Raw genomic sequence first — 17670 nt, forward strand, 5'->3', positions numbered from 1 at the left:
GATCCTGAGTCTCGACACCTCAAGATCTGCACAGGGGACGGCGTGTACTGCGTCAGGCGCTCCTCAGCGACCCACAGATGGAGCAGAAGAGCCCCATTTCGCCGTCCCCGCCGATCGGCTCGCCGGCTTCCGAAAGGCCGCTCTGGCCCAGGGGTACCCGCTGGAACAGGTCTGATGACCACCGGACGCCAGGGCCAATCGCTCAAGTAGCAGCCCGAACCCGCTCATCCGGAGACGGCAGGGAACCGACTCGGACGAGGTGAGCCGCAGTGAAGAAGTTCACTGCGGCGATCGTGACGTGCTGGGCGACGTTGCGCACCACCAGGTCGCGGCGTACAGCGAGGTTCAGCGCGGCGCACAGGCGGCCAAGGACCACCGCCCCGCTTCGAGTGCCTGGTGAAGCGCGACATGAGGCATTCCTTAGCGGAGTCGGAAGTTCGGGCTGGAGAGCGCTCCACGCGCCGAAAACCGTCTATGTTCGTTCTCGCCAGGTCGCGGACCAGGGCAACTCGTGAGCCGATCCGGCCTCTTCGCGCGTACCCGGAAGAAGGCTGGGCACCACTCCGTGCCGGCGCGCAGACACCTCAACCACCGCGAAATACGGAGGCACCGACAGATGAACGTCATCCGTGCTGTTCCAGGACCCGCTGCTGGCGGGTCACCTCTCGGCCAAGTGGCTCGGATGCCTGGCCGACATGACGCTGTAGCAGGGGGAGTGGGTGGAGGAGATGTCGCCGGCCCGGTTGACGGGCAGCGGCACGCTCCCGACCGCCCGCCTGCTCCGCATCCACCCGCTGGCTGTACGGAACCGGCTGCGCATCCTGGAGAAGATCTTCGGCAGCGGTCTGCGCGACCTCCGGGCCAGGTTCGAGCTCCTGCCGGCGTTGAAGATCGAGATCATGACGTCCGAGTAGTCGTGCCTGCGCCGCAGCGGGGGATTCGGTCTCTGCTCCAGGCGACAGGGCCCCAGCGGAACATCCGGACGAACGGGCGTTGAGGCCGGCCCGCTGACGCTGACCGATCCCTCACCGACGACGCACGGCACGCGGTGCGCCCCACCCCGGGACCGTCCTCGCCCTGACCGGGCCGGACCGCGGCCGCCGGTGATGCTGTCCGCGATCAAGCCCGTCACACCGTCCGTGACGCCGTCCCTCGTGCCGTCGGCGATCCAACCGTTGATCCCGCTGTGGTTCCGTCGGTGGGCCTGGTCGTGATCCCTTCCGGGGCGACGCCAAGCGTTCGGAGCCGGACCGTCCCATCGTGGCAGCCGTCCCGTGCTGCCGCATCATCCCCTCGTCGGCCGCGCCGTCCGTGGACCGTTGCGCGTGGGTCATCACCGCGCGGACCATCAAGGCCCACCCGGACCGGTTCCCGTGGGTTCCCCACGGCCCTGACCTCCGGGTGCAATAGAGGAAGAGCCCTATGTCATCCATGCGGAAGAAGCGCGGACCGGGAACGGTCGCGGCCGCCTACGGACTCCCTCGGGTGAGTCGTCTTCCGAGGTCGTTCGCCACCCTCCTGATCGTCGTCGCGATGATCCTCACCGCGGCGGCCCTGGTGTACCCGGTGGCGAAGTCGGCCGGTGCCTATCGCAGCGCGCCGGTGAGCGAGGACCAAGGAGTGACGCAGACGCCCACCGGGCCGCTCACCGCCCAAGACCGTGACTTCGTCAAGCGGGTTCGGCTGGCCGGACTGTGGGAGATTCCCGCAGGCCGGATGGCCCTCGCGAAGGGCACCAGCCCCGAGGTCAAGATGGCCGGCCAGCACCTGGTCCAAGGTCACACCGACCTCGACAAGGCGGTGTTGACCGCCGACCAGACCCTGAACCTGGAAGTGCCCAGCGAGCCCTCGGCACAGCAGCAGGGCTGGCTCAAGCAGTTGGATGCCGCGCAGGGCGCGGATTTCGACGAGCAATTCGCGAACATCCTGCGCAGCGCCCACGGGCAGGTGTTCGCGGTCGTGGCCCAGGTGCGCGCAAGCACCCAGAACTCCACGGTCCGGGATCTGGCGACCACGGCCAACGGCACGGTGCTCGACCACATGAACGTCCTGGAGGGCACCGGACTCGTCAAGTTCGACAAGCTCGCCCCGCTGCCGACCGGTTCGGTCGCTCCGTCCGCGAGCGCCACGCCGGCGCCCGCCGGATCGACCCACTACTAGGCGCGACCCGCTGGGCGACGACCCGGATGAAGGCTGTCCGTGGCCTGCCAGGCAGGCCCGATCCCGTCTGAGGAGTGTTGAAGTACATGAAGTCTCATAAACGCGGCACGTCGAAGCGAAGGGCCGGTGCCCTGCTGTCGGCGGTGATCCTGGGCGCCGGCGCGGCGGGGACGGTCGCGGCGGTGGCCTTCGCCGGCCAGCGTCCCCCGAGCGAGCCGTCGGCGTCCCCACAGCTCGGCACCGTCGCCTGCGCCGACGCCAGCGTGGCCCTGAACGAGGTGCCGGAAGCGTCCCAGGACGCGGTCGACAAGAACCTCGCCGAGCTCGACGTCCAGGTGGCGGACGCGTACAACCGACTGTCCGCGCCCGCCCCGGGCGACAACGAGAACCGCGTCATGGGCGATCTCGCCAACAAGCGCACGGACACCCTGAAGAAGCTGGCGGACGGCGCCGGTCCGGACTCCGGTCTGCCGAAGGACCTCTCGGGCATGGCGAAGTGCACGGTCAGGCACGACCTGGTGGCTCAGGACGCGGCCAAGGGGTTCAGTGCCGACGGCGTGGGCGGCGCCGTCGCCCAGACCCAGGCGGCCGCGCAGGTGAAGTCCTTCCCCAAGAAGGGGTTCGTCGACATCAAGAGCGTGTCCCCGAACGTCCCGGCGCCCGTCAAGAAGGGGTCGGCCACCGGCTCCTTCACGTCCCAGTGCGGGCGCAACGAGAACCGCCACCTCAACCCCGACAACGTGATCGTCGCCCCCGGTGTGAGCAACGGCGCGCACCACATGCACGACTACGTGGGGAACGTGGCAACGGACGCGTTCGCCTCCAACAACAAACTCGCCGCCTCGGGCACCACGTGCACCAACGGCGACGGGTCGGCCTACTACTGGCCCGTCCTGCGCGTCTTCGACGGCACCAACGAGAAGGACGCCAAGGCGCCCGGTGGTGGCAAGGACAAGAACGTGGGACGGATCCTGCAGCCGGCCGAGGCGGACATCACGTACACCTCCAGCGTCGGGAACCCCGTCCAGCCGATGAAGCGCTTCATGCGCATCATCACCGGCGACGCCAAGGCCTTCACCAACGGGCCGGCGAACGCCCATGCGTCGTGGAGCTGCACGGGCTTCGAGAACCGCCAGGTCGTCGACAAGTACCCGATCTGCCCGCAGGGGAGCAGGGTCGTCCGGACGCTGAAGTTCCCGGACTGCTGGGACGGCAAGAACATCGACAGCGCCAACCACCGGACCCACACGGCGTTCTCCGACAAGTCGGGCGCGTGCCCGAAGAACTTCAAGGTGATCCCGCAACTGACGCAGCGCATCACCTACGACGTGCCGGCCGGGGTCCGGTTCGCCGTCGACAGCTTCCCCGAACAGCTCCACAACCCGATCACCGATCACGGTGACTTCGTCAACAACATGAACCAGGGCCTGCTGGACCAGATGGTCAGTTGCATCAACCAGGGGCGTCGCTGCCAGTGACCCACCCCTTCCGGGGCCGACCCGTGCAGGGTCGGCTCCAGGAGAGCAACGGGCGGGCCCGGCCGGAACGGGGCGGCGATCGCGACCCCCGCGCCGCCGGCGCCGGGACCCCGACATCCGATTCGACAGCAGGTTCAGGACGAGGCCGGAGGGCTCAGCAATGGTGAGAGGGCAGAGGCGGCGGTCACGGCGGTTCGGCCCGGTACCGCGGGGCGTCGAGCGGGCCGGTCGGGCGCGCGCGGCGGCCGAGGGCGCCCAGCCCGCGGAGGGTGGTCGCAGGCGGCCGAGCCCGTGGTCGTTCCTGCCGCCGCTGGCGGCGGGCCTGGGCGTGACGGCCGTCGTGGTCGACCCCAGACTGCAGTCGTTCCTGACGTACGCCGTCGGGGTGCTCGCACTCGTGTCGTTCACCTCCGCGGTCCTGTGGGGGCTGGTGGCGACCGACCGGCTGATCCTGAGCCCGGTCCACCGGCTCGTCGCGCAGACCGTCCACCGTGCGATGGGCGTCGCCGGCGTCGTCTTCCTGGTCCTGCACGTGTGGATGAAGCTGGTCGTGGGACAGATCGGCGCGCTCGCGGCCTTCGTGCCGTTCGCCGACCCGGCCCGACCGGTGGTCCTGGGACTGGGCACCGTTGCCGGCTACCTGTTCCCCGCGGTGGCGCTCGCCGGGGCGGCCCGCGGAAGGCTCGCCCGCTCGGGTGACGCGCGCCGCTGGAGGGCCATCCACCTCGGCTCGTACCCGGCCTGGGGCGCGGGCCTGGTCCACGGGCTGCAATCGGGGCGGCTCGCGGCCTCCTGGGTGGTGCTGCTGTACGGCGTGGCCGTCGTGGGCGTGATCGTCGCGCTCACGCTCAGGCTGGTCCTCCAGGACCGCAGCGGCCCGCGCAGGGCCCCCGCCCGGCCGCTCCCGCCGGAGGCCGCCGGCCCCGAGGTCACCGTCCCGCGCCTGCCGGTGGCCGCGGGGCAGGCCATGGCCGCCGGGCCGGGCCTGGCCGGCATCGGACCCGGACGCGGGCGGCAGGACAGGTGAGCGGCCTCCCCCCGCCCGTCATCTGGTTCGGCCGGCCGGTCCTCTTCGCCGGCCTGGAGAGCCTGGACCGGGTCGACTACCGCTCCCACCTCGTGGTCCACGGCCAGCTGCCGGCACTGCGCGCGGAGGAGCTGGCCGAACTGGCCGAGAACGTGGACCTGCGCGGCCGGGGAGGTGCCGGATTCCCCTTCGCCCGCAAGCTCAGGGCGGTCGTCAAGGCGGTCGCCCGGCGCCGCACCAGTCCGGTCGTGGTCGTCAACGGAACGGAAGGAGAACCGAGTTGCCTGAAGGACACCACGCTGCTCCTGCGCACCCCGCACCTCGTGGTGGACGGTGCGCTGATCGCGGCCGCCGCGCTGAACGCGGAACAGGTGGCGATCGGCGTCACGCGGACCGACACCGAGGAGTCCCTGCGCCGGGCGCTGGCCGAACGGAGGTCGGTGAAGCCGCCGGTGACGGTGGTGCGGCTGCCCGAGCGGTTCGTCACGGGCGAGGGGAGCGCCCTCGCCCGCGGCATCACCAACGGGATCGCCCTGCCCCGGGGAGGCGGCGTGCGCACCAGCGACAGCGGTGTCGGGGGAGCCCCCACGCTGCTGTCCAACGCCGAGACGTACGCCCAGCTCGCGGTGGCGGCCCGGTGGGGCGCGCTGCCCTTCCGGGAGATCGGCACCCCCGAGGAACCCGGCACGGTGCTGCTGACGATCGCCGGCTCGACCGTGGTGGAGACCCCCACCGGAGTGCCGCTGGAGACCGTCCTGGCGGCGTGCGGCCTGGACGTCGGGCAGGGGGTCCTGGTCGGCGGCTACCACGGCAAGTGGCTGACCCCCGAGGCCGCCCGTTCGGCCGTGGTGTCCCGACAGTCCTTCCAGCGCCTCGGAGGGGCGCTGGGTGCCGGGGCGATCCTGCCGCTGCCGGAGACGACCTGTCCGCTGTGGGAGGTCGTCCGGATCTCCCGCTGGATGGCGGACGAGACGGCCGGCCAGTGCGGGCCCTGCTACCTGGGGCTCCCCGACCTGACCGGGTCCCTGGAGGACCTGGTGCGCGGCGGTGGCCAGCGCGCGTTCGACCGGGTGCAGGCCGGGATGCGGGCGGTCACCGGGCGGGGTGCGTGCAGCCACCCCGACGCCGCCGCCCGTTTCGTGGCCTCGTCCCTGGCCGTGTTCGACGACGACCTGGTCATGCACACGTACCAGGGTGGCTGCGGGCGACCCTCGCAGGACGTCCTGCCGCTGCCGGAGGTCGAGAGCGCCGGCACCATCGTGGTCGACTGGACGCTCTGCGAGGCCCACGGCCTGTGCACCGGTGTCCTGCCCGACGTCATCCGGCTGGGGGCGGACGGGTTCCCCGCCGCGGGCGTGATGCCCGTACCCGCGAAGCTGCTCTCCCAGGCGGCGCGAGCCGTCGACCGTTGTCCCGCGCTCGCGCTGCGGATCCAGTGAGGCCGGCGCGGCTCCGGGCGCTGCCGCTCCTTCCCGAGCGTGGCCCGTGCGGCCCGTGCGGCCCGGGGCGCCCGTCGGGGCGGCGGGCCGATCGAGAGGTTCCGGAGGGCTATCGACCCTGAAACCCCCATCCCGGGTCCGCGGACCGGCGTTCGACGCCGGACCGGATCACCGGGGACGCACACATCCACGGAAGGCCAGATTCCACCGATGGAAAGGCAAGGAACATGTTGACGAAGCGATACGGACTGGTGGGGCTCTGCATCCTGCTGGTCGGGCTCGTGGTGATGGCCCTGATGGGCAGCATGAGCAGCAGCGCGAAGACGCCGTCCGGGTCGGGCACCGGTCAGCTGGTGGGCGCGCAGGACGCCGCGCCGGCCGGATCCTACGACTCCTACGGCGGTGGCAGCGCGTCGCCGTCCGCCGGCGGTCAATCCGGCGGCGCGCCGGCGGGCGGGGGCCAGGCCGGGGGAGCGCTGACCGTGCGCAACGACGCCAAGCTCGGCATGGTGGTCACCGACGGCCAGGGCTTCACCCTCTACCGGTTCGACAAGGACACCGCCAAGCCCCCGATGTCCAACTGCAACGACGGCTGCGCCAAGACCTGGCCGCCGGTCACCAAGGAGGGCACGACCGCGGGCAGCGGGATCGACGCCGGCGCGATCGGCGAGGTCACGCGGGCCGACGGATCGAAGCAGCTGACGCTGGGTGGCTGGCCGGTCTACCGCTACGCGCAGGACACCGCGGCCGGCGACACCAAGGGCCAGGGCGTCGGCGGCGTCTGGTTCGCCGTGGCGCCCGACGGCAAGAAGGCGGCCGCCCCGGCCCCCGGTGCGTCGGCCTACCCGTCGGAGATGCCGACCAGTGCGGCGCCGCAGCCCGCCCCGGGTGGAGCCCAGGTCTCCGTGACCACCCAGCCGCAGCTCGGCCCGATCGTCGTGGACGCGCAGGGCATGACGCTGTACCAGTACGCCAAGGACCCGTCCTGGCCGATGCGTTCCCTCTGCGAGGGCCAGTGCGCGATGACCTGGAAGCCGGCGCCCGCCGTCGACCCGACCCAGGTCAAGGGCGTGAACCCGAAGCTGATCGGCAAGATGCAGCGCCCCGACGGCACCTGGCAGCTGTCCGTCAACTGCAAGCCCGTCTACACCTACACGGGTGACAAGGCCCCCGGTGACGCCAACGGGAACGGCAAGGACAACCTGTGGTCGGCGATCAACCCCGCGGGGAAGCCGGTGACCGGTAAGTGACGGCCGGGGACTCCACCGTGGCGGCCGTCCGGCCGCAGCGGACCGTCCGTCGCGCGCTCCAGTGGCTCGCGCTGACCGTCCTGCTCGTCCTGGGCGTCGTCGAACTGCTCGGCGGGGCAGCAGGGCTGCTCGCCTCGCCGCAGACGTCGGCCCACGCCGCCCGGGCCTCGGTGGAGGACCTGGCCCAGCGGATCGGCTGCACGGCCGACATCACCGCCGACACCACGGACCTCCGCCAGGGGCTGTGCACCCTCGGCGAAAACGAGGTCTGGATCGCCACCTTCCCGACCAGCGGGGCCCAGACGGCCTGGACGTCGGAGGCCGAGGCGTACGGAGGGTCGTACCTGGTGGGTGACCGGTGGGTGGTCGTCCTGTCCGACACCACGGCGGACCTCCTGCACGCGAAGCTGGGCGGGGTCATCACCAGCGGCGCCGACCACACCGGGCACGCCGATCACGGCGATCACACCGGCCACGATCCGTCAGGGGCCGGCTGACCCTGGCGAGCGTTTGATCGATCGGGCGGTGGCGGCGCCACGGGACTCCCCGGCCCTGGGCCGCGGAAGTCTCCGTGGCTCGCCACCGCCGTCGCAGTCCGGGCGTCCCCGGGGGCGCCCAGTCCCCGCACAGGGCTCCGAGATTGCCTCACGCTGCTGACCTCGGGCGCCCGAGCGGCATCGCCGGCCGGCTCGCCGAGCAGTGGCAGACCCTGCTCGGCACCCCGGTCGGCGGCGACGGCGACTTCTTCGCCCTCGGCGGCACCAGTCCGGCCGCCGCCAAGCTGGTTCGGCGATTCTGGTCAGAGGGTCCGCACTTGACGCATCTGCCATCGATCAAGTGCGCGGCGGCGGCATCGGCGATGTGCGTCCGCAGGCACGGCCTTCCACTCGGATCACGGCTTGTGGGCGTTTACGAGTGCCGGTGTACGGATCTGGGGGCGAGCTGGTCGGCGGTGGTGTAACCGAGTGTGAGGCCACCTGCGATGGCCAGGCCGATGGCCGCGGCTTGGCCGATGGTCAGGAGACCGGGGGCGAGTTGGCCGTGGCTGAGGCAGAGCATGCCCTGGTAGATGGTGTAACCGGGGGCGAGCGGTGCGATGCCCGCGACGGTGAGCAGCAGGGCCGGGGTGTTGGTGCGGTGTGCGAGGGCCTGGGTGCCGAGGCCGACGAGGGTGGCCGCGACCGCCGCGGCCAGTGGCGGCGGGAGGCGGTACTCCTGCCAGAGCACCAGGTAGACGGTCCAGGCCAGGGCGCCGGCCAGGCCGGCGGTGAGCAGGTTCCACCGGGTCGCCTGGAGGCAGAAGGCCAGGCAGACGCAGACCATCATCGCGGCCGGGATCTCCAGGAGGAGTGCGGCCCAGCCGTGCAGGGCGAAGTCGCCCGGCTGGACCTGTGGGGCCCGCAGCCCGGAGCGCACCGCTGTGTAGAGGACCGCTCCCACGCCGGCGACGATCGCGGCGACGGTCATCGCCGCTTCCAGGGCGCGTGCCGCGGCGGTGACCAGGTACCCGGCTATGGCGTCCTGCACTCCGCTGACGAAAGCCAGGCCCGGCAGCAGCATCGCGATGCCGCCCGCGACGACGAGCGGTGCCTGGGTGGTCGCGTCGGTGAGGAAGAGCGCCGTCGCCGTGGCGGTGGCCACGGCTCCCCCCAGGACCACCTGGTGGAAGCCGGGCACGCCGCGGTGCGACAGGTGGTGGTTGGCGCGATCGATGAAGGCGGCCACTGCGGCGGCGGCGGCGAACGCCGTCGGCCCGCCGCCCAGCATCACGGTGAAGAAGCCGCCCAGGGCCGCCCAGGCCAGGGTGACCTGCCAGGCGGGGTGGGCCGGTCGGGCAGCCTCGATCTGCGCCAGGCGGGACCGCACGCCACGGACGTCCAGGGGGCCCCGCCCGACCTGTTCGACGAGGCGGTGGACGGCATCGATGCGCGAGTAGTCGAGGGCAACGGTGCGCACAACCCGGATCTCGGTCAGGGGTACCGCTCGCGGCCCGCTGCGGTAGGACAGCGAGAGGGAGCCGGCGGTGACGTCCGCCGCGCAGCCGTGCAGTCCCAGGGCTGCCGCCATCGCGGTCGTCGTCGCCACGACGTCGGCCGCCGGCGCGCCGCCGGCCAGCAGCAGTTCACCGGTGCGCAGGGCGAGTAGCAGACGTTCGCCGGCGTCCTCGTTCGCCGGGGTGGTACGGCGGGCGAACTGGCGGACGGTCAGGGGCTCGTACGTGGTGGTCATCGGGTCGTGTTCTCGTCGAGGAGCCGCAGGAGCGGCTGGAATCCGTATTCGGCGCTCTGCCGGTCGCCGGTCACAAGGAAGTCGATCGGCAGGCCGCGGACGGCGGCGTTGATCGGTTCGGCCTGGCCTCGCGCCGTCGCCTCGTCCGGCCCCCGGCGATGTCCGGTTCGGCGAGCAGGCCCACCCACTGGTTCAGCGGGCTTCCGTGCCATCGGGGTGTGTCTGCAAGCAGGCCTCGGCGATGGGGAAGTGACGGAGGGCCTCGAAGCCTTCAGGAAGGTCGAGGTGGCCTTCGGTGACGCCTCTGGGACGTTCGGCGACGAGGCGACGTGCGTGGGCGAGGTAGCCCGCCAGGGACTTCTCGCCGTGGCGGGCCGGCCTGTCGGCGCGGTTCCAGTCGGGGCCGTCCAGGGTGTAGAAGCGGAAGTCGGCCAGGCTCAACGGGGCTTCCACCGGGCCGCCCTCGTGGCGCCAGAGGCCGGCGCCCGGAGTGAAGCGGTAGTCGGGAAGCAGGCGATGACCGTCCGTGGCTATGAAATCGACCGCGTCGATGATGAAGTCCCGGACCGTGTCGGACATGAAGTACGGAAAGCTGACTCGCGTCCAGCCGGGCTTGATGCCTTCGTGGCCGTGTGTGACGATCTCGTCGCGCAGTGCCGCCGAATGGTCGTCGTCGATCCTCAGCAGACGGTGCCCGTACGGGCCGGCGCAGGAGCAGCCGCCGCGGGCCTGGATGCCGAACAGATCGTTGAGCAGTGCGACCACGAAGTTGTGGTGAAGATAGCGGTCGCCGTGTCGGATCAGGAACGAGACGATCGGTAGGCGTGGCACGTGGGTGGCGCCGAGGATGACGATGTTCGGGTTGTTCTGCCAGCGGGCCAGGACCGCGTTCCAGGATCGCTCCTCCCTGGCGTGGATCAGCTCGGTACCGACCATCTCCTTGACCCCGAAGGCGAGGCCGGCGCGGATCGACTCGACGATGGCCGGCGTGCCGCCTTCTTCCCGGGCGACCACGTCGTCGAGGTAGTACTGATGCTGGGGATCCACGAAGGCCACGGTGCCGCCGCCCGGCATGGTGGGTACCCGATTGCGGACGAGGCTCCGCCGAACGATGAGCACTCCCGGAGACTGCGGGCCTCCGACGAACTTGTGGGGTGACAGGAAGACGGCGTCCTTGTGATCGATGCGGCCTGGTGCCGACTCGGTGACACGGATCGGCACGTATGGCCCCGCGGTCGCGAAGTCCCAGAAGGACAGGGCTCCGTGAGCGTGCAACAGGGAGGCGATGCGGTCGGTGTCGGTGAGGATGCCGGTCACGTTGGAGGCTGCCGAGAAGCTGCCGATGCGGAGTGGCCGGTCCGCGTGGCGGCCGAGTTGGGTACGCAGATCGTCCTCGTCGATCTGGCCGTTCGAATCCATCTTGATGACCACGACATCGGCGATCGATTCCCGCCAGGGCAGTTCGTTCGAGTGATGTTCGTAGGGGCCGACGAAGACGACCGGCCGCTGATGCGCTGCAATGGCGTGCGCCGGACCGTGTTGTCTGGCCAGCCCGACGGGGCTCTGCAGTTCCAGAAGGCCGACGAGTTTGTTCACGGCGGCTGTGGTCCCCGAACCGCAGAAGAGCACGACGTGGTCGTCGGTGCCGCCGACCGCGCGGTGGATGAGCCGGCGAGCGTCCTCGCGCAGGCTGGATGTCTGCAGACCGGTGGCGGAGCTCTCCGTGTGGGTGTTGGCGTACTGGGGGAGGACCGTCGCGCGGAGCCAGTCCTCGATGAAGTCCAGCGAACGCCCGGAGGCCGTGTAGTCGGCGTAGGTGATGCGCCGCGGCCCGTAGGGGCCCGGCAGCACGTCGCCGTCACCGATGAGGCCGCGCCGGATTCGGGTCAGGCGCGCCATGGCAGCGCCCGACGGTGCCTGTGCGTCCGACCGGTCGGCAGCCGTGCGTCCGGTCGCCTTGCTCCCGCCCGAGGCGTCCTGACGCATGCCCGGCTTGTTTCGGCGGGACCGGCCGATCAGCCCGAACGGTTTCCTGAAGGCCGTGATGACAGTGCTCTTTTCCACGCAAGGCCTTACGACGGTGTTCGGTCGAAGGTTCAACGTGACGCTGGTCACGGATGCCGCGCTCGGCGTGTTTCCCGCGCTCGTCAGGCCTCCAGGCCGACACGGCTCTGCCGGGCGGCCTCGGCGGCGATCTCGACCCGCGACCGGAAGGAGAGCTTGGCGAGGATGTGGGAGACGTGCGTCTGGACCGTCCGGGTGGAGAGCATCAACTCGGCGGCGATCTCCGGATTGGAGCCGCCGTCGGCGATCCCCTGGGCGACGCGCAGCTCCGTCGGTGTCAGGCTCTGCCAGCCGGAGGCGGCCCGGGGCCGGGGGCCGCGCGCGCCGAGGCGCAGCCCGGCCGCGCGCAGCCGGGCCTGCGCGCGCCGGAGCCCCCAGGTGGCGCCGAGTCCGGTGTAGACGGCCGCCGCTTCGTCCAGTCGGCGCCTGGCGTCCGCCGCACGCCCCTGCCGGGCCAGCAGCTCGGCCGCGTCCTCCAGGGCGTTCGCCCGTCGCAGTGGACGGGAGGACGCCGCGTAGTAGTCGGCGGCGGCCAGCAGCGGCGCCGGATCGGCCGCAAGCAATCCGGCGGCGTGCTCGGCGGTGTGCTCCCGGTAGGCGACGCCGGGCGCTCGGGACGAAACGGTGCCGGTGGCCGGGGTTGCGGCGGCGTGTTCGGCGGTCGCGCGGTCACCGACCGCCAGCGCCAGCCGGACGACGGCCGGCAGCCAGGCGAACCGGTCCTCCGGTTCCGTCGCGATCTGCCGGTCGAGGGCGGGCAGTAGAGCCGCCAGTGCCTGGTCCGGCCGCCCGGCACGTTCCGCGGCGATCGAACGCGCCATCGCGAGCCACTGTGCGGCTCCGGGGTCGGCGGGAGTGCGCAACGGGTGGTCCCGCAGGAGCCGCAGCCGTGCCTCGGACGCGGAGGTGTCATCCCGAAGGCCGGCCACCAACGCGGCCAGGCCGTGTACGTGGACGGCGGTGGGCGGGAGCCCCTCCCCGGCGAGGTGCTCGGACGCGGCCAGGTGCTCGATCTCGGCGAGTGCCTCGTCCCACTGCCCGGTGCGGAAGAGATGGGCGGCGATCGCGACCGCCGAGTGCTGACCGTGCGTCCGGGGGCTTTCGCCGAGGCGGCGAAGTTCGGTGATCTCCGTCTCGGCCTCGGGGATCCGGTCCCGGAGGCCGGCGATCACGAGTCGCTGGGTCCGGAGCAGCCGCTCGACCCGGGGCTGCGCGCCGTCCACGGACAGGGCCAGGCCGCGCTCGCTCAGGTCCACGGCGCCGTCGAGGTCGCCGTCCCGGGCCCGGGCGATCACCGTCCGCATCCAGGTGGCGTAGGCGACGGCGAAGGCCTCACCCGAGCGGCCACCCACGGCCACCGCGTCGACCGCCGCCTCGGCGGCCTCGTCGAGCCGGTCCGACCGGAACAAGTAGAGGGAGCCCTCGGCCTGCAGCCGCGCCCTGGACCGCTCGCTGATGCCGTCGATCCTGGTGGCGGAGGCCACCAGCTCCGCGGCCTCCCGAGCCCCGGTGCCGGTCGGCGACCGGGCGTACAGCGCCTCGCCGAGCAGCCAGGAGGCCTCGGCCGCGGCCTCGGGTTCGATGGAGGGCGCGGCCAGCAGCCGACGCGCGATCACCTCGGCCTCGTGGGGCCGGCCCAGTGCGTTGAGCGCCTCGGCCATGCACAGCCACAGGCCGGTCCGGTCGGCTTCCCGACCGGCCCCGGCGTCGGCTCGGGTCAGGATCTCCAGGGCGGTGGCCGGCGAGCGGGTGACCAGTTCGCGGGCGTGGCGCGCCACCCATCCGTGCAGCCAGGGGTCCGTGGCCGCGGAGGTGGCCTGGGTCACGTGCCCGGCCACCTGGTCGAGTGGTGCACCGGTCAGGTCGAGCGCCTCCGCCGTCTGGCGGTGCAGCGCCCCGCGCAGAGCCGTCGGGGTGCTCGCCACGAGCGCCTGCCAGATCAGCTGGTGACGGAACCTGAGCCGTTCTCCGGCCGAGTCCAGCACCGCCCCGGCGAGGGCTTCCTCAAGCACCGGAACGAGGGTGACGAGCGGACGGCGCGACACCGCGGCGAGATCGGCCGGCCGGAACTCGGCGCCCAGTACGGCGGCGATCCGCAGGACCGCGCGCAGCTCGGCGGACAGCCGCTGGAGACGGTCGGTGATCGCCGTCCCGAGCGAGAGGTCGCCGTGGTCGGGTGCGACCTCGAACCCGTGCGGCCCCCTCGTCAGCGCGCCCTGGCGGTGCAGCAGGGCCAGCATCTCGGTGAGGTGGAGCGGATTGCCACCGGCCCCGCCGAGTGCCTCCAGCAGGGCCGGCCCCACCGGGCCGCCCAGCTGACGGGCCGCGAGGGCCGACACCTCGTCCGGGACCAGCGGCTCCAGATCCACGATGAGACCGCCGCAGTGTCGTAGTGCCTTCGCCGCGGCGGCCTCGGCTTCCCCTCCGGTGCCGGGCGTGACGGCTGCCGCCACCACGAGCGGAAACCGTTCGGCATGGTGGGCCAGGCGCGTCCAGAGCGCCGCCGAGGTCTCGTCCGCCCACTGGAGATCGTCCACCACGACGAGGACCGGGCTCGTCGCGCACTGCCGTTCCACCACCTGGAACAGCCGCTCGGCCGCAGCCGACACCGGATCCGTCATGCCGGCGGCCGTGCGCAGTGCCGGGGCCGCCACCGCGGCCCGGTACTCCGCCCGCAGTTGCCCGGAGCACGACTGGTCCCGTTCCAGGAGGTCCAGGAACGTCCCCAGGGGGAAGTACCGCTCCGACTCGTTCGCCGTACCCCGGAGCACGGCGAAGCCCGATTCCGTGGCGTGGTCGGCGCAGGCTCCCAGCAGGGTGGACTTTCCACTCCCGGCTTCACCCCGGATCAGGACGGCGCGTCCCTGGCCGGCTGCGGCTCTGGACAGTACCTCGTCGAGCTGCGACGACTCGGTCCTCCGACCGATCGGCGCCGCTCCCGCCCGGGTGGTTCTCATTCGCGGGATTATCGCATCGGCGATCGTCGACGATGCACCGGCGAGATGTCGGCTGGTCCCGAGCCTCCGTTCCCGGAGTCCGGGTGTCCGCCGACGGTCTGGGATACTTTGTCCGGTACCGGGGTGGCCCGGCGAGCGCCGGCCCGAGGCGCTGAGCAGCTGTGATGGCCGGGCGACGGGGAAAGTGAAGCTGGATGGCGGTGACGGTGCAGGGCCGTGAAACCGAGCGGACGCGCCTTGAGCTCATGGTTCGACAACTGGCGGCGGGCACGGGCCAGGCGATGGTGATCCGTGGTGAGCCGGGCATCGGGAAGTCGGCCGTGCTCGACCTCGCCGATGCCCTGTGCCGGTCCGCCGGGATCACGGTCCTGCGCGGTGAGGCCGGTGAGATCGACCGGTCGCTGCCGTTCGCCGTGCTGAGCGAGTGCCTCGACGTGGGGGCCGCGGAACACCCCGGGGTCGCCCGGATTCGCAGGCTGCTACGGGGCGACGAGCGGGTCAGCGCACCGGCGGGGGCCGTCGGTCAGGAGTTCCTGATCGCCGAGGCCATCCTCTCGACGCTGGACGACTGGTGCTCGGCCGAGCCGCTGGCCTTGCTGGTGGACGACCTGCACTGGGCGGACCCGGCCAGCTTGGCCGTCATCCGTCGCCTGGCACGCGCGTTGGACCAGCTGCCACTCCTCGTACTGGTCACGTGCCGTCCCGCACCGGACGGTGCCGCCATTGCCGGGCTGCTGCGCGACTTGGAGGAGTCCGGCGTCCCGACGACCGATCTCGCTCCCCTCGCCGACGCCGGGGTCGCCGCCCTGGTCGCCGACCTCGCCGGCGGCCTTCCGGGCGACCGGCTGCGGTCCCTGGTCGCGGGCGCGGCCGGCAATCCGCTCTACGTGACGGAGCTGATCAGGGACCTGTCGGGCACGGGCCGCATCGAGCTCCGGGGATCGACCGCCGAGATCGGCGCGCAGACACCCCTCGTACCGGCTTCGCTGAGTGCCACGGTCCTCCACCGGCTCGAAACCCTGAGTGCGCCGACCCGCGAGATGCTCCGCGTGGTGGCACTGCTCGGCCGCGCCTTCAGCGCGGCCGAGATGACCGCCGTCCTCCAGCTCCCGGCCACCGACCTGGTGGAGCCGGTGGTGGAGGCGCTCGCGGCGGGAGTGCTGGAGGAGCGTGGGAGCGGGCTGGCGTTTCGGCACGACCTGATCCGACGGGCCGTGGTGCAGAGCCATTCCCAAGCGGTCCGGACGGCTCTGCACGAGCAGATCGGGGTCTCGCTGGCCGAGGCGGGCGCGCCCGTCGAGCGTGTCGCGGAGCACGTGCTGGAGGCCGGGCCGCCCAGCCGACGGGACGTGGCGTGGCTGCGCGAGTCGCTGGATCCGCTCCTGGTCCGGGCGCCGGCGCTCGCGGTCGAGCTGTTGCGCCGTGCCACCGCCACCGCGGGCGACGACTTCCGGGACTCGGACGTCGAACTCGCCCGGGCACTGCTCTGGGCCGGTCTGCCGGCGGAGGCCGAACACGCAGCCAGAGCCGCACTCGCACGGTCCCTCCCGATCGATCGTGCGGGTACCGTGCGCGGGTGGCTCGCGCAGGCCCTCATGGAGCAGGGGCGACTGGACGACACGGTGGCGGAGGTCCGTTCGGCGCTCGCCCTGGAGGGCCTCCCGCAGAACCAGGTGGCCCGGTTCCACGCTGTTCAGGCGCAGGCGCTCCACTTCATGAGCCGCATGGAGGAGTCGGAGGCCGCCGCTCTCCTGGCGGTGCGGAACGGGCAGGAGAGCGGCGACGGCTTCGCGACGGCGTACGGTCTCACGACCCAGGCGGCGGTCCTGGTGGTCACCAGGCGGGTCGAGGAGGCCCTCGCCCTCACCACTGAGGCCCTCGACAATCTCGGGGCGACGGGGATCTCCTCCGATTTCCAGCTCTCCCCGCACCTGGCCCGGGCCTACTGCCTGGCTGACCTGGACCGCCTGACGGAGGCCCACGAGCACCTGCGCACGGGCGCGCGCGAGAGCGAGCGGGCCGGTGTGGCGCTGCTGGCCGGGTACCAGTGCGCCATCGCCAAGGTCGAGTTCCTGCGCGGAAACTGGGACGACGCCCTGGTCGCCGTCCAGAGCGGCCTGGACTCCATCGACCCCCTGGACATCGGCCCCGATCTGCACGCGGTCGCGGCGCTGATCGAGGTGCGCCGCGACCAGCGGTCCGAACACACCGACGCCGTGGTGAACGCATCCGAAGCCCGGCCCGCGCGCTCCCACACGGAGTTCCTGCACTGGTGGGCTCGGGCCCTGGTGCTGGACGCCGAAGGCGACGGCGCGCGAGCCTTCGACCTCCTTGAGTCGTACCTGTGGGCGTCAGGAGGACTGCGCACGGTGGTGAACCTCGATCACCTCTTCCCGGACGCCGCCCGGATGGCCTTCGGCCTGGGCCGCTCGGACCGGCTGGCCGCGCTCGCCGCGCACGCTGAGGAGATGGCCGACTTCCAGCCGTCCCCGAACAAGCTCGGCACCGCCGCGCTCTGCCGGGGGCTGGCCGACGCGGACGGCTCGTTGCTCGCTGAATCCGCCACGGCGTACGACACGGCGGGGCGCCCGCTGTTCGCGGCGTTCGCCCGCGAGAACGAAGCGGTGCTGTCGGCCCGCGCCGGCTTGTCGGCCCGAGCCACCGCCGCCTCGGCCGAAGCCGTCGACGGCTATCTCGCACTCGGCGCCTCGTGGGACGCCCGCCGCACCCGGCAGCGCCTGCGGGCGGAGGGGATCACCGTCAGGAACCGACGGACGGTCGCCAGGAGTGAGCTGGGCTGGGACGCCCTGAACGCGACCGAGCGCACCGTGCTGACCATGATCGCGGAAGGCTGTTCCAACCCGCAGATCTCCGAGCGCCTGTACATGTCCCGCCGGACGGTGCAGGTGCACGTGTCGCGCATCATGGCGAAGCTCGGCGAGTCCTCGCGGGTGGGGCTCGCCGTGACGGCGACGTTGCGACGACCTCGGTGAGCAGCGGGGCCGGGCGCCGATCCGTCCCTACCGGGGGGCGGATCGGCGTGCACCGTGCAAGGCCCGCGGGATC

General features: G+C 72.2%; 11 protein-coding genes. 8 read left to right on the top strand and 3 right to left on the bottom strand.

All coding sequences use genetic code 11. From position 1 onward, the window contains the following. Positions 1–728 precede the first annotated feature (728 nt). From ABZW30_RS31415 to ABZW30_RS31445, 7 genes are all read left to right on the top strand, one after another. Positions 729–914 carry a helix-turn-helix domain-containing protein gene (locus ABZW30_RS31415; RefSeq protein ID WP_355674661.1) on the top strand — a complete coding sequence of 62 codons (186 nt, stop codon included), beginning with the start codon at positions 729–731 and terminating at the stop codon, positions 912–914. 571 nt (positions 915–1485) lie between these two features. Then, positions 1486–2160 (top strand): DUF4142 domain-containing protein, encoded by a 675-nt coding sequence (locus tag ABZW30_RS31420; protein ID WP_355674611.1) that lies wholly within the window; start codon positions 1486–1488, stop codon positions 2158–2160. Between the two features lie 86 nt (positions 2161–2246). After that, positions 2247–3638, top strand: coding sequence for a DUF1996 domain-containing protein (locus ABZW30_RS31425; protein WP_355674662.1), 1392 nt, complete (start codon positions 2247–2249; stop codon positions 3636–3638). Between the two features lie 160 nt (positions 3639–3798). Continuing rightward, positions 3799–4665: a hypothetical protein gene (locus ABZW30_RS31430; RefSeq protein WP_355674612.1), complete on the top strand. Its 867-nt coding sequence runs from the start codon at positions 3799–3801 to the stop codon at positions 4663–4665. Continuing rightward, positions 4662–6104: an NADH-ubiquinone oxidoreductase-F iron-sulfur binding region domain-containing protein gene (locus ABZW30_RS31435; RefSeq protein ID WP_355674613.1), complete on the top strand. Its 1443-nt coding sequence runs from the start codon at positions 4662–4664 to the stop codon at positions 6102–6104. Before ABZW30_RS31430 ends, ABZW30_RS31435 begins: the two co-directional genes overlap by 4 nt. A gap of 227 nt (positions 6105–6331) precedes the next feature. Continuing rightward, positions 6332–7354 carry an SCO0930 family lipoprotein gene (locus ABZW30_RS31440; protein ID WP_355674614.1) on the top strand — a complete coding sequence of 341 codons (1023 nt, stop codon included), beginning with the start codon at positions 6332–6334 and terminating at the stop codon, positions 7352–7354. Next, on the top strand, positions 7351–7851 hold the full coding sequence (locus ABZW30_RS31445) for a hypothetical protein (RefSeq protein ID WP_355674615.1): 501 nt from the start codon (positions 7351–7353) through the stop codon (positions 7849–7851). The genes ABZW30_RS31440 and ABZW30_RS31445 overlap by 4 nt, the downstream gene beginning before the upstream one ends. A gap of 412 nt (positions 7852–8263) precedes the next feature. On the opposite strand, the gene ABZW30_RS31450 is transcribed toward ABZW30_RS31445, so the two are convergent. The 3 genes from ABZW30_RS31450 to ABZW30_RS31460 form a co-directional block, all read right to left on the bottom strand. Beyond that, positions 8264–9583, bottom strand: a complete 1320-nt coding sequence (locus ABZW30_RS31450; protein WP_355674616.1) for a threonine/serine exporter family protein — start codon at positions 9581–9583, stop codon at positions 8264–8266. Positions 9584–9775: 192 nt separating this feature from the next. Then, on the bottom strand, positions 9776–11698 hold the full coding sequence (locus ABZW30_RS31455) for an aminotransferase class V-fold PLP-dependent enzyme (protein WP_355674617.1): 1923 nt from the start codon (positions 11696–11698) through the stop codon (positions 9776–9778). A 32-nt stretch (positions 11699–11730) separates the two neighbouring features. Further along, the gene (locus ABZW30_RS31460; RefSeq protein ID WP_355674618.1) at positions 11731–14604 is read right to left on the bottom strand and encodes a BREX system ATP-binding domain-containing protein; all 2874 of its coding nucleotides are present in this window, start codon (positions 14602–14604) and stop codon (positions 11731–11733) included. Between the two features lie 194 nt (positions 14605–14798). On the opposite strand from ABZW30_RS31460, the gene ABZW30_RS31465 reads away from it, so the two are divergent. Beyond that, the gene (locus tag ABZW30_RS31465; RefSeq protein WP_355674619.1) at positions 14799–17597 is read left to right on the top strand and encodes an AAA family ATPase; all 2799 of its coding nucleotides are present in this window, start codon (positions 14799–14801) and stop codon (positions 17595–17597) included. The last annotated feature ends 73 nt before the right edge of the window (positions 17598–17670 follow it).

Origin of the sequence: Kitasatospora sp. NPDC004669 (genome assembly GCF_040609455.1) — a bacterium.
Classification (GTDB): Bacteria; Actinomycetota; Actinomycetes; order Streptomycetales; family Streptomycetaceae; genus Kitasatospora.